The following is a 12382-nucleotide window of genomic DNA, read 5'->3' on the forward strand; positions in this document are numbered from 1 at the left end:
ACCTTGGAACTTCAAACACTGACAAGTCGCCCCGTGGGTTCGTGGGGCGGATACTCTCGAAGTTTTAAAACACAGTTCAGCAACCTCGTCATTTGGCATTTTAACTCTCGAAAAATGTAATTCTTACTCATTTCGCGATACTTCAATGATAAAACCCATAAATACAAGAGGTTGAACTGATTTAAGGAGATGTGCACAATTGAACATAAGCAGACAAAGTGCGCACTGTACAAAGGCGTATTAATTGGCAAATTTGCCTTATAAAAAGTTATTCATGAATCACTAATATTAGAATTCCTGAAACTCATTTTTGCCCCATTTCGCGTTAACGTAATTACTCAGAAGAGAACCATGTCACTGAAGTCGCCTTATTTTTCCTCATGGTTAGCAACAGAGAAACCGCAATAAAAAGCACCTATACCAAGCAACATGTAACAAATCGGCGGTGGTTTGATACGCTGACCACCGCTCATAGCCACATACTATTTAATTGGTAGGTAGATCTCCGTTAACAACTCACATTCATTTACTTCATGAACAAAATTTAAGTAACGGAAGTAACAAGGGTAGTCTCTTAATTCTTCTTCACTATTTGGCAGCCATTTTTGATATAAGTGATAAACGGTATCGCCAATGCTGTCATGGCTTCCTTTATGGACTGCCATGGCGCACCTCCCACTTGGTATTGTTCCAGATTTAATTCCATAGGCATTATCTGGAACCTCTCCTTCGTGCGAGCCACAGATATCAAACTGAAACTGATCATCTGGCGTATCGCTTGGGTCTGAGTGAGGAATACCAAATGTTTCGCTGGTTTTTATTGGAGATAAACCTGTTGATTTTCGCCAATTTATAAACTTAGCTGCTGTCTCGTATACTAGTCGTGGGCTACCTTTATGTTCAATTAATGCAACTTCTCTTTTTTCGAAATCTACGATTTGAACATCCATTACACTTTCTCCTGTTATTGGTGGATGATATTCATACTTTGAGTGCCAAGAACGCCACTCAGGCTGATTTCTAAATTGGGAAGGTGTTTGCCCAAATATCCTTGAAAAAGCACGGGTAAAAGCTTCTAGGCTTTCGAATTGAGCTTCAAAAGCAATATCAGTAACACTGAACTCTGACTCAAATGCTAACCTAAAGGAAGCTCGTTTCATTCGTGCAAGTAACACATACTGCATAGCACTGATCCCCATAAACGCCTTAAAGATACGGTGAAAGTGGTACTTTGAACTGGCAGCCACAGTACTGAGATGCTCAAGTGAGAACTCGTCGTCTAGGTTACTATCTATAAAGTCGCACACTTTCTTTATCTGTCGTTCATGACGTTTTATCACGCTCATTGTTTTTGATACTCCAACTCAGAAATCGTAGAGATGATACCCACGAAGATTTAATTATGCCTGATTGAAATTGCTGGATGACGGCTAGAATAAAGCTTATGGAGGACGAATAGGTATGCTTAGTTACCACACCAACAAGTAATAACGCACTTTTTAACTGCATGGTACTCAGTGCTTACTTCAGTCCAGAGTTTTATCAGCAGTGATCATCGTTAGCAAAGTTCTGCCCCATTATCGTTTAGAGTAAAGACTCATCCGCATCTCATTTATGTCATTTCCCCTACCAAAAGTTATCCATCTTTGTTTTCAGTTTACGAACTCCGTGACGTACTTTTCCCCATCCTATTTAGCCTATGTTGTCCACGTCCCTTTTCAATATCCCGCATCCCTCCCTTTGCTCTTTAAAATTCGTAGGTGTAAAACGATCAAAAAACCATTGACAATAAATAGTTTTAGCTCTACGATTCTATCACACTAAAATCGTAGGTGGATAACGAATATGAAAAAAGCAACTCTGGCGGACCTTGCTTCGGATTTGATTACTGGCGCAACTAATAGTCTCTATAGTTCAAAAAGCGAAGAAGGACTGTTACAAAAAAAACTTTTGACTGGTAGTTCTATCACCTGTCTAGGGGAGATTGAAGCAGAACAGTTAAGTGATGTTTGGGTCACTCCCGAAAAAGATGTGTCCAAGTTTGTTTTGCGACAAGGGGATGTGGTTTTTCTGGCTAAAGGTAACTCAATCAGAAGTGCATACGTTTCAGGTGAGCTTGCTAAACAAGGCATTCTAGCTTCTGCAAACTTTTTGGTGGTTAGATCAAATCCAGAGGTGTTGCTTGGCGAAGCTTTAGTAGCTTACTTAAACAGCACTGCAGGAAAATCAAAGTTGGAAGATGCTTCCACGGGTAGCAGTATAAAAAACGTAAGCAAAGCGTCGTTCGGTAAAATAGAAATTCCGCTACCTGACCCTGAGACACAGAAGACAGTAGCAATGTTGTTTTCGGCCAGAAATGAGGCATATAGCGATGCATTAAAGTTGGCAAATCAACAGCTTTTGGTTGTAGATGCATGTTTGGACAAGCTAATTCAGGGGGAAATCAAGTGAAAAATATCAATAAAGAGCTCCACGTTTTATTCGACGAGCTACGTGGAACAATGGAAGTCGACCACATCGTTGAGTTGCTAGTATTAACCGCATTTATAGCGAAGCTCGAACCTTCAACCTTGGAAACGTTGAATAGCGCGAAAGAAGACGATGCCTACCAGCAGTTGAATGATGTTGCAGCTACGACGAAACAAAAATTTCCAAAACTGAACAGTGGGTTGTTTGAAGTTCCACAAGAGCATCGAGTTTACAAAAAGGGGCTGCATCCTGTCGTCCAATTTGTGCAGACCTTATCTGAAAACAATGCGTTCTCCGATTTTGTTTTAGTACTGGGAGAGTTAAAGCGATTAAAAAGCCGGATTAGTGATATCGCGGACAGTGCGAATGCCAGTACCTCTGCATTGTTTAAAGCGCTAGTCGGTAACTGCGAGGGTAAAACTCTGTTCGATGGGGCTTGCGGGTTAGCCAAAATTGCCAGCGATTTAAACCCCAAGACTGGTTATTTGAACGAAATTAATACCGATGTGGCGATAATGGCTGAAAGGCTGCTGATACTGAGCAATCGAGAGCAGTTTGTCGTTCACAACGCAAACTCACTGATGGAATCGCACGGGGATGATCAAAAAAAAGTAGATATCGTTGTTATGGAACCACCGCTGGCTTTGAAATTTTCTGCAGATCAGCGCCGTTTGCTCACGAAAGCTGATTATTTACTGGTAGACCCAGGTAGTTCAGTCCCTGCAAGTGCAGGTGACGTGTTATGGGTTCAGTTGGCACTCAGCCGGCTAAACAATGAAGGTAAAGCATATTTACTTCTACCTCAGGGGTGGTTATTCCGAGGCGGTTATGACGGAAAAGTTCGTAAAAAGCTTCTTGAGCTCGATGTTGTAGATGCGATTATTGCTTTACCACCACAACTGTTGGAGTTTACATCGATACCGCCTGCGATTGTTGTTCTGAATAAGCGGAAAGAAAAGCAAGGTGTTGTGCATTTTGTGGATGCCAGCGATTTTGGTGTTTCGGCGAGGATGCTGCGAGAAGTAAGCAGCGAAGATGCGAAAGCAATCGCAGAGCTTGCGGGCGGGAATTCTCCTGAGGACAAGTGTTTTCGCGCGGTATACCGTGAAGAGATTACCAGTAATGACAACGTACTGAATGTAAAGCGATACATCAGTACAAAAGTCGAGGCGGCGAAAGTCGATCTCAAAGAGGAGCTTCTAAAACTTGACGGGGTGAAGCAACAATATGCCGAGTCTCAGCGAGTGCTGGAAGGGTTGTTAGAGAGCTTAGGGTTCTGAACTGCTATTAATGTAGGAAAAAGAAAGAGAGGTAATCCATCGTCATAAATACAAAGGAGGAGCCAATGCTCAGCTCTGCATCAGCCAAAAACTCTACAAAGATTTTTGCTTCTACTGCGGCAAAGGCTCCGCCAAAGACGTGGAGCTGCGAGAAAGATGCCTGGAGATCATCTGAATAAGTACGTAATTATTACGTACCCATTGACTTAGGCTGAAGATCGCACTAAATTACATGTGTACGTTCAATATACGTATATTAAATAAAAATTAAATTATTAGGTAATCAACAACCAAAGGATATCTCAATGAAATTAACTTATAAAAATAGTCGGCATACCCGCTATCGAATTGAATGATAAGGAGGTAAAAAAAACAGCACAAACAACAAAAGAGGACACGCAATGAATACACCATGCCAAGAAAAGGTCGACCTACCCGCTAGGTTAGATCTAAAAACAAACCAACACTTTAAAGCCCAACTTGAAGAAGCTGCTGCTTTATCTGGGGTAAATCTTACTGCATTCATTCTTTCGGCTGCAGCAGAAAAAGTACGTGAAGTAAAAGAATTTCATTCTCATACTTTACTATCTTCTTCTGCTTGGGAACGACTGAGTGACATTCTTGAGAGCCCAAGAAAAGAAGTTACGCCTTCGATGAGAGCTTTATTCTCACAGGAGCAATTACAATATGGAAAATCCCTTTGAACAATTAACAGAAAACGCATTAGAAACTTTTACAGTACACTTATATAAAGGTGAAACAACCTTAAATGGTGCTAAAAAATTCTCTAGTGGTAATAAAATTATCGATAAGTTCGTACAGAAGACTCTTAAATCTCAGGCTAGCGCCCCGGGCTCAACTGCAACTGTCTTGCTAGATAATTCTAATAAGCAACTATTGGCTGGATTTTATACAATCACAGCTCACTCTTTGCTTAAAGATGATTTTCAGAATTCAACACTTGACGTAGGAAAGACAAGAATCATTCCAGTGGTTCGTCTAGTTATGCTTGGTGTCGATGAAAATTATCAAGGAAAAGGTTTTGGTGTGCGCCTCATGCGCTTAGCTTTAGAAAATACGAAACGAGTAGCTCAAGAAATTGGCTGCGCTGGGTTGTATCTTGAAGCTGCTCCTGACGCGGTAGAATTCTACTCAAAGCTCGGCTTTGAAGCACTTTGCGAACCGAAAGACGGATTTGGAACTGTAGATATGTTCCTTCACTTAGACCTCATCCCAGTATAGTTATTCGAGTGACTCGTTTATTCGAATTCAAAAAGGCCCATAAGGGCCTTTTTCTTATTTCCCACATTCTCTTACTTTTACATATGTAGGTAATTTAAATTTACCATGACACATGTTGAACCCTATCCATTCATCAATAAACTTGGCTGGAGACTACATCAGCTAAACCCAAAGAAAGATGATATTTGGGCTATTGATGTTAACGGCAACCCCGTTACTATCAGTGTTCAGAAACTGGTTGAGGTAATTGCAGAAAGTAATGATCATGAAGCTAAAAGCATGCTTGGAAATAGCACTGTTGCAAGTGTTGTTGGTGCTGGAGTTTCAGGTTTGATTGATCTTATTTAACTTAACGGCACTTAATCCGCTCCGAAACATAAACCAATCTTTTTGTTAGTGCAATTTTACTCATCACACTAGCTCTTCACAACTAGCTTTACCATACCTTTAGTTATCCATGAATTGCTAATTTAGGGAAGTCACTGACAAACTTTTGTCCAAAACCTTCACAGGCTGAATTTTTACCCGTGGTACATTCTACCTCAGAAATGCCCCATTGTTGGATAGACCTTTTACTCATTCACATCCTGTTCATGGGGTTTTGCCCTACTAGAAGTTATCCATTCTTCTAATGCTGTTCGTCGTGAATCCCCATGTTGTATCACGGGGGTAAATTCGACGTAGCTATAACGAACTATAAACCTTTCGCTTCTTAGCTATTGCGTGAACATATTCTTCTTACCAATTGCTGTGATGCATAACTTATCCCACGTTGATTTGATTCACGCTCATAGTCATAGAACCAATCAAATACGAGACTGTTGTCCTTTCTGTTTAGATAGATTGAATTCTGGATGTTTCTGACATGTTTGGTTGTTACAACACCACTAGTCGATACACTATCCGTTGCGGATTTTAGGTGCTCCTTGTTAGTAATTGCATCCAAATTATCAAAATGGTTAGATATCGCGTAGGTTATAGCAGGTAAGCTAGGAATTATTACTGAAAGTATGTATTCCTGAATAGTAAAACCTAGAAAGAACCCAGCGACAGTACTAATCACAAGGGCCGAAATCGCTAGTGTAGTTATAAGCCCCTTAAACTTTTTCCTTTGTACTATATCCCAACCAAGGTTCTCTTTTTGACAAGCTAACATTGATTGATTTTTGTCTAACTGAGAAATGTTGGGCGTATACCAATCGTAGTAATTGTTAACATTTCTTTTTTCTTCTACAAATTTACGAGAGTAAATGGCGATGTCTGTGTCACACACCTCTTCACCACACATAACGCTGTTCCATTCAAGGCCGTATACAAAGCAATCAAAGTTCTCTTGTATTTTCGCGGCTTTTTCCTTTAGTTTTGAAATGGTTGGCTTTAAGTACAACAGTTCGAACAACGTTAAAGATAATGCAAGCAATGCGATGCTGTTTGTAAGATCAAAATTCCAAGCCTCATCTACCATTTCACTTAAAAGTAAAGGCTTCAACAAGAGGTTAAGAGCCATGATGACAGGAATAGACAAGAACAAATACCATCCTTGTAATTTTTTAGCATCGGTATATACCTGCTTCTGAGCTAGTAACTTGTTGATAGATTCAGGTGTGTTTTGACGATAGTTTAGTGTTTGCATAGTTAACCGTAGGTAGGAAAATTAGGACCAAAAACTTCACGCCATTTACTGATAGCGTATGCAACATTACTTTGTTCATTATTCAAAGCTTCTTGTCCTTTCTGAGCATCACCGAGAGCTTTACCAGATATCGTTACTCGTTCTTCGTGCGATAGAGAGTTGATATTACCTTGGATTCCTTTTGGGTCTTGTACTTGATTGTAAATGGCACTTGATATGTAATACAAAACACTTTTGACTTCTATATCTACCCAACTAGTCGCTGTGTTCGATTCATAATAATCAAGAATCATATTCTCAAGTAAGTAAGAACCAATCTTTGGCATGTGTTTTACTTTGCTCCAATACTTTACAGCGCGGATGACTTTCAAAACATTTCCATCACGCTCTCGGTTAATACGTGTCGTTCTTTCTTTATCCTTTCGAGGGTCTGTTTTTTTCCAGTTCCCTTTTCCATCCGGTATCAAATAGAATGTTTTTCCGAACATATCTTCTTTGGTAAAGAAGCAAGGAACAATGTCAAAATTCCATGAGTATGATGTTAGCTTGAGTGTCGCAGCTTCTTGGTTTCGCTTAATGTCAGCACATGAATACTGCGGGATCTCTTGTAGATACTTCACAATTCGATTGACTACTTTTATCGAACTTAAATACGAACTATCAGTTTGTAATAGACCTTTAAAGATTTTTGCATTATCTGGTACATGCATATAAATCGTGTCACCAATCTCAGTGTAAGTTACACCATCTGCATTCATGCAGATTAAATGGTCAATATCATCTAGTTCACGTTTCTTGGTTGAACGAGCGAAAGAACCAAAGCCCATATGTTTTGATGTGTATAGGTATGGAAAATCTGAATACTTTTCAGGGAAACCGTTCAATTGTTCAATTAGCCAATTTCGGCTACTTCGTGCAGTGCTAACTTCCGAATGGTCCAGATTTACATAGTTCGACATAAATTGATCAAATGCTTTATTAACGTTCGTAGCCATTGGGCCTCCTTAGATAATGTTTAGATTCTATTGAACTCACAGTGACATGTTGTATATGGGGTCAAAAGATAACAATACAATATACCTATCTAAAAATACCTTACGAAACATATGGTTTTTTGTAGCAAACATAAAAAACCGGACTCAATGAGCCCGGCTTTTTTCTCCTTGATATGACCAAAAAGGAGGACTGGTTAATCCAACAAACAAGGTATTTGTTCCAATCGAATCTACCTTATCAATAAGAACCTTACCTTGTTAGACGCTGTTGCTATAACTTTTAACTCACACTGGGAAAACCATACTTTTCTAATTCTATTTCCTAATATTCGCTATCGCCCTAGCTAGTCCAAGCAGATGTGTCGAAGTCTTAATCTCTAATTCTGATTGAATCCCTAAGAGTGCAATCCCTGCTAATATTTGCTGTGGCATAACCACTTGCCCTGTCGGTAATTCCATTCTGTCGTATAACATTTTGAACTGCACCCAGTCTTCACTGATGCTTAGTTCTCTTCCTTTGGCCATTCGCATAAGTCTTTTGCACTCGGGCGGTATGGGATTTCCCTCATCCCAACCTGTGACAGTTCTCACAGATTTAAAACACAGTTCCGCGACCTCTTCCTTGGTCATTTGACACTCTAACTCTCGAAAAATGTAATTCTTACTCATTTCGCGATACTTCAATGATAAAACCTATAAATACAATAGGTTGCACCGATTTAAGGAGATGTGCACCATTAAACATAAGCAGACAAAGTGCGCACTGTACAAAGGCGTATTAATTGGCAAATTTGCCTTATAAAAAGTTATTCATGAATCACTAATATTAGAATTCCTGAAACTCATTTTTGTCCAAAACCTTCACAGGCTGAATTTTTACCTATGGCACTTTCTAACTCGAAAGTGCCCTTTTCTGCGTTAACGTAATTACTCAGTAGCAGATCACGCTACTGAAATCACCGTACTTTTTCTTATATGCCAAAAGTGTTAAAAAGATAAGAGAACATCGAATGATGCTCTCTTAAATATCGGGGAGAGTACAGCTAAATAGTAAACACATTTCAGACGCGAATGAGTGTATACAAAAAGGCCGCAATCAGCGGCCTAGTTTAAAATCTACTAATTCAAAGTTAAAGCATCAATTTGAAGCTCTTTAAGTGTGAGATGAAGCTTGGGAGTCTCTGCTTTTGTAAGCAAGCTAAGAACTCATCTTGGCTCATTGGTGGCCTTTTTAATGAAGCTCTTTGTTGCTGAGCAGCCTTAACGCATGCGCTACTGTCCAATTCGAACATATCGCACAGGAACTCGTCTGGATGTATTGCTGTTAGACCTAAAGGCTCGAGTTCGCAAGAAGGAAAGTCTTTTAGGTTGAACGTAATGATAGACTCAGCCTGACCTTTAATGGCGGCAGCTACAACATGTCTATCATCAACATCGGGTAAAGTAAGGCCATCAATTAAAGACTCATACCCTTCAATCAAGCAGTCTGGAACATTTGCGTTCATTAACTGTCGAGTTCTTTGCAGTTGTTCTGCATTTAGCTCTGGCCTATTTTTCAGTAGATTTCGAGTCCATTCATCATGTATCTGTTCTGTCCATCGCGCTCTAAACAGGCCAGTATTGGCCAAGTACATTAGGTAGCTTCGGAGTGGAGCTGGGTACATTACACATGCGTCTAGAATTACCGTATATGACGCCATTAATATCCCATATCCATTTCTTGGTCTAATGCAGATAGTTCAGCAAGAGCAGCTAGTCTGTTCTCTTCTAGGCAGTTCTTGTACTCCATAAGATCAGTATAAGCTACCTTTCTACGGTTGCCAGTACGGCTAAACGGAATATCACCTGAATCAAGAAGCTTAATGAAAGTAGGACGAGACATGTTTAGCATCTCAGCACCTTCTTGCGTTGTGAGTTCCGCATGAATAGGTGTGATGCTAACAGAGTTGCCTTGACCTAATTGAGTAAGCATCTCGATCATCATATTTAATGCGCTTGCTGGAATAGTTACTTCGTGAGTCTTACCAGACTTATCGACAACGTTAATCCTTTGAGCTTCACCATTAATTTCTATAACGGCTGACAACTCTTGGCTACCAAGCTTAGCCAGTGCCATTTCTTCAGCGCTTGGCAATTTTGTAGCAGTATTCATCGTGTTTCTCTCTAGTTTTTAGTTTCTGATGTCATGGTATACAAATCTTCTCACCATGACATTATCCGAAATATTCGAAAAAAGTCAACATTCGAAATATTCGAAAGAAAGAGAGTGTCACATTATCGTTGGACTTAGTGCTCGTAGGCGGCCTAGTTCAAGGTCTATCAACGCATGCTTAACTATCTTTAATCATAGTACTTCAATATGTAGTGTATGAGAGGAATTGGTCAGCCAGATGTAGGCTAGCTGAATGATTATAATATTAGAAGTAATTCGAAAGGTCAGAGTGTTCTATGATTCATAACTCGGAATTGTCCGAAGATTAGTTTCAGTTATATCTGTCATGTTAAAGCATGCGGCAATCGTTTACGCCTCGTTATTCATTCGTAACTTGCCATCTTTCTTGTTGTGCCTGTGAAGTTGTCTGATACTTCGATACGTTTCATTTCGATGTTCATGGTGGGTTCGATTTTTTTAAGACGTGCTATATCACTGGCGATTCGTTTACAGCCTAAAAACAAGATGCCATCGAGTGGTGTTATGACATCTCCAGCCTTGAGGCAATCAACGAGGGAGGTGGCAGAGAGTGGTGTTTTTGTCCCAGCAACGTAGCGGGTTGCCACAAACTCATTCGTATAGTGGATTTCTCTTGGTAACATTTGTTCGCTTTTGGCGTAAATCATTCCGCTTTGTTTACCATTAATAACTCGATGCTCTTTATACACTCGTGTTTCCTCGCCTATGGTGGCCATAGCTTGTGGTGCGCGTGTGATGAATAAGCGAAAAGGTAGATCTTCACTTGTGATGTAATCGACAAGGTTAAACGCTAATCTTGCTCTCGCGATCTCTCCGAGTGGTTTGTCACGACAGATTTGTAGAACCTGATCCCATTGGCTGGTCAGTCGAGTGCTTTCTTTATCGCTTCTAACTTTAACCTTGAGAATATCGTAGTGAATTATCTTTTCCATGGTTAATTTGGCCTTCCGTTTTGCTTGCTTCGTTAAATTCCAACCTAACATTATTTTTTTATAACAAATTAAAGCAGTTATCCACAAAGTTGGGGCGTAACCTGTCTAAAACCTTCGTCGGTTGAGTTTATGCTCATGGTACCAAATAGATCGAAATCACCTAAAAATGCCGATAATTGTTTTCAAATTGAAGTAAAAAGCGCCAATTATAAAACTTATCGCGACACTAATAGGCGGGTATATTCGTTGACTTCTAAAAGAGCCCAATGATGGTTACTTTGCAATTGGAGTAGATTACCGCCAGTGCTCCTTGAAGCGAAAATTAGAGCAACTGCCATTGATTTCTTGAGAGGTCATGGGGGTTGGTTAATCTCTGCACCCTCGTTAGGGTACCAATAGGCGGATACCTACTTATAAGCTCTCATCCTATCCAAATTCACGAGTTGTGATCTGATTTAACTTTTTGGTGAAATTACCTCTGTTAATCCCTAAAACCCTAGCAGCCTTAGACTGATTACCGCGCGTATGAGTTATCAACTCAGTAAACAATATTTCAAACACAGCAGGAGTCACCCAAGACATATCAGGGCTAACTGATTGTTTATCAAACCATGTCGGTTCCAGTTCTGCTCGGATAAGTTTTTTTAAATGGTCTTTGTTGATTGGGGTTAGTTGGTCATTCATAGAAGTTGAAGGTCATTAAGGAACGTTATCATTCTGACAAATTTACCATGAAATCGCCTTGAAATCAGCCGACGCGGGAAAATACGAATACGATGGATAACTGTCCAGCGCAATAAGCAACGAGGACATTTTTAATCATAAGCTCAAAGCCATTCGTTTCTAAAAACACTCGACCAATCCCTGTCCGGTGATGCCCATCATCAACATAAAGCTCACCATCTCTATTACACAGAGACCAATTTCGCTTTTCTTCTTAAAAAGAGTAATCAGGATTGCTTTGAAGGTTTCGAGCATAACGCTGACCACGTTCGAGACCGTGAGGATTATCAGCGCAAGGAAATAAACCACCCAAGTTTTGCCAGCATGTCGGGGCTCTAGCCCCCCACCCCGTCGGAGAGGTGAACATCCGTGACTTACCTTCGGCATGCGTAAATTTTTTTCATATCAGAGCCCTACACCGCAATACCATTAGCCAACAACCGTTCAATTGTTGGCCAGCTCATCTGCATACGCAGGTAATTACCTAAAAAAGCACTGCATTTCACTCTCAAGGAACCACGATGCCTAGACCTAAACGCGCGTCCGGCAACCACTTTACCCGTGGCGGACAAATTACTTTTCACTCCATTCGGATGTTCTTTCAAGTCAACAATACCTTAGTCTACGCCGCCATTTGGTCGGTGATAGCGCTCACTGGCGTTCTTACCTGGCTACGCGCGCCCGATAACGCCTTTTGGTCTGTGTTCTACTACTGGCGCAATCATATCTATGCCAGCTTTGGGCACAATCTTAACAGCGAAGTCACGACGTTCTGGAGTGGAAAACGCTACGTTGGCACGCTCGCCTCCCAACTGGAAAACACCCAACTCATCAGCCTTTATGATGACGTCATTCGCCAAGCACAAATCAACTTCTTAATTGCCATCGGTATTGCCTTCGCTATTTTGATGCTCGCC

At 40.5% G+C, this 12382-nt stretch carries 13 protein-coding genes and 2 pseudogenes; 6 read left to right on the forward strand and 9 right to left on the reverse strand.

Translation table 11 applies throughout. The features are described 5' to 3' along the window. Both AB6D80_RS22470 and AB6D80_RS22475 read right to left on the reverse strand, forming a co-directional pair. A pseudogene (locus tag AB6D80_RS22470) lies at positions 1 to 200 on the reverse strand (hypothetical protein); the annotation flags it as partial. 282 nt (positions 201 to 482) lie between these two features. Next, the gene (locus tag AB6D80_RS22475; protein ID WP_017102204.1) at positions 483 to 1346 is read right to left on the reverse strand and encodes a GyrI-like domain-containing protein; all 864 of its coding nucleotides are present in this window, start codon (positions 1344 to 1346) and stop codon (positions 483 to 485) included. A 499-nt stretch (positions 1347 to 1845) separates the two neighbouring features. Here AB6D80_RS22475 and AB6D80_RS22480 point away from each other — a divergent pair, with 499 nt between their 5' ends. The 5 genes from AB6D80_RS22480 (at position 1846) to AB6D80_RS22500 (ending at position 5339) form a co-directional block, all read left to right on the forward strand. Next, entirely contained in the window at positions 1846 to 2451 is a 606-nt protein-coding gene (locus AB6D80_RS22480) for a restriction endonuclease subunit S (RefSeq protein ID WP_371729338.1), read from the forward strand. Continuing rightward, positions 2448 to 3749, forward strand: a complete 1302-nt coding sequence (locus tag AB6D80_RS22485; protein WP_372189654.1) for an N-6 DNA methylase — start codon at positions 2448 to 2450, stop codon at positions 3747 to 3749. Before AB6D80_RS22480 ends, AB6D80_RS22485 begins: the two co-directional genes overlap by 4 nt. A gap of 401 nt (positions 3750 to 4150) precedes the next feature. Continuing rightward, a complete protein-coding gene (locus AB6D80_RS22490; protein ID WP_371729336.1) occupies positions 4151 to 4453 on the forward strand; it encodes a DUF1778 domain-containing protein in 303 nt (100 codons plus the stop codon). Then, a complete protein-coding gene (locus tag AB6D80_RS22495; RefSeq protein ID WP_371729335.1) occupies positions 4437 to 4991 on the forward strand; it encodes a GNAT family N-acetyltransferase in 555 nt (184 codons plus the stop codon). Before AB6D80_RS22490 ends, AB6D80_RS22495 begins: the two co-directional genes overlap by 17 nt. Before the next feature lie 105 nt (positions 4992 to 5096). Then, positions 5097 to 5339, forward strand: a complete 243-nt coding sequence (locus AB6D80_RS22500; protein WP_371729334.1) for a hypothetical protein — start codon at positions 5097 to 5099, stop codon at positions 5337 to 5339. Positions 5340 to 5703: 364 nt separating this feature from the next. On the opposite strand, the gene AB6D80_RS22505 is transcribed toward AB6D80_RS22500, so the two are convergent. The 7 genes from AB6D80_RS22505 to AB6D80_RS22535 form a co-directional block, all read right to left on the reverse strand. Continuing rightward, positions 5704 to 6624, reverse strand: coding sequence for an S-4TM family putative pore-forming effector (locus AB6D80_RS22505; protein ID WP_280604986.1), 921 nt, complete (start codon positions 6622 to 6624; stop codon positions 5704 to 5706). 2 nt (positions 6625 to 6626) lie between these two features. After that, positions 6627 to 7619: a hypothetical protein gene (locus tag AB6D80_RS22510; protein WP_280604985.1), complete on the reverse strand. Its 993-nt coding sequence runs from the start codon at positions 7617 to 7619 to the stop codon at positions 6627 to 6629. 315 nt (positions 7620 to 7934) lie between these two features. Then, positions 7935 to 8303 carry a regulator gene (locus AB6D80_RS22515; protein WP_280604984.1) on the reverse strand — a complete coding sequence of 123 codons (369 nt, stop codon included), beginning with the start codon at positions 8301 to 8303 and terminating at the stop codon, positions 7935 to 7937. 446 nt (positions 8304 to 8749) lie between these two features. Beyond that, on the reverse strand, positions 8750 to 9319 hold the full coding sequence (locus tag AB6D80_RS22520; RefSeq protein ID WP_017098631.1) for a PIN domain-containing protein: 570 nt from the start codon (positions 9317 to 9319) through the stop codon (positions 8750 to 8752). Then, a complete protein-coding gene (locus AB6D80_RS22525) occupies positions 9319 to 9771 on the reverse strand; it encodes a helix-turn-helix domain-containing protein (protein ID WP_017098630.1) in 453 nt (150 codons plus the stop codon). The genes AB6D80_RS22520 and AB6D80_RS22525 overlap by 1 nt, the downstream gene beginning before the upstream one ends. A gap of 383 nt (positions 9772 to 10154) precedes the next feature. Further along, the gene (locus AB6D80_RS22530) at positions 10155 to 10742 is read right to left on the reverse strand and encodes a hypothetical protein (RefSeq protein ID WP_229648121.1); all 588 of its coding nucleotides are present in this window, start codon (positions 10740 to 10742) and stop codon (positions 10155 to 10157) included. A 426-nt stretch (positions 10743 to 11168) separates the two neighbouring features. Next, a complete protein-coding gene (locus AB6D80_RS22535) occupies positions 11169 to 11426 on the reverse strand; it encodes a helix-turn-helix domain-containing protein (protein WP_016800114.1) in 258 nt (85 codons plus the stop codon). Between the two features lie 560 nt (positions 11427 to 11986). On the opposite strand from AB6D80_RS22535, the pseudogene AB6D80_RS22540 reads away from it, so the two are divergent. Then, positions 11987 to 12382: pseudogene (locus AB6D80_RS22540) on the forward strand (type IV conjugative transfer system coupling protein TraD); the annotation flags it as partial.

It is taken from the genome of Vibrio sp. 10N.247.310.17, assembly GCF_041466605.1.
Lineage (GTDB): Bacteria > Pseudomonadota > Gammaproteobacteria > Enterobacterales > Vibrionaceae > Vibrio > Vibrio tasmaniensis_A.

Coding starts and splice junctions, on each gene's coding strand:
- AB6D80_RS22535 (WP_016800114.1), bottom strand. CDS start 11,426: ATGAATGACCAACTAACCCCAATCAACAAAGACCATTTAAAAAAACTT.
- AB6D80_RS22525 (WP_017098630.1), bottom strand. CDS start 9,771: ATGAATACTGCTACAAAATTGCCAAGCGCTGAAGAAATGGCACTGGCT.
- AB6D80_RS22480 (WP_371729338.1), top strand. CDS start 1,846: ATGAAAAAAGCAACTCTGGCGGACCTTGCTTCGGATTTGATTACTGGC.
- AB6D80_RS22530 (WP_229648121.1), bottom strand. CDS start 10,742: ATGGAAAAGATAATTCACTACGATATTCTCAAGGTTAAAGTTAGAAGC.
- AB6D80_RS22500 (WP_371729334.1), top strand. CDS start 5,097: ATGACACATGTTGAACCCTATCCATTCATCAATAAACTTGGCTGGAGA.
- AB6D80_RS22495 (WP_371729335.1), top strand. CDS start 4,437: ATGGAAAATCCCTTTGAACAATTAACAGAAAACGCATTAGAAACTTTT.
- AB6D80_RS22475 (WP_017102204.1), bottom strand. CDS start 1,346: ATGAGCGTGATAAAACGTCATGAACGACAGATAAAGAAAGTGTGCGAC.
- AB6D80_RS22520 (WP_017098631.1), bottom strand. CDS start 9,319: ATGGCGTCATATACGGTAATTCTAGACGCATGTGTAATGTACCCAGCT.
- AB6D80_RS22510 (WP_280604985.1), bottom strand. CDS start 7,619: ATGGCTACGAACGTTAATAAAGCATTTGATCAATTTATGTCGAACTAT.
- AB6D80_RS22490 (WP_371729336.1), top strand. CDS start 4,151: ATGAATACACCATGCCAAGAAAAGGTCGACCTACCCGCTAGGTTAGAT.
- AB6D80_RS22505 (WP_280604986.1), bottom strand. CDS start 6,624: ATGCAAACACTAAACTATCGTCAAAACACACCTGAATCTATCAACAAG.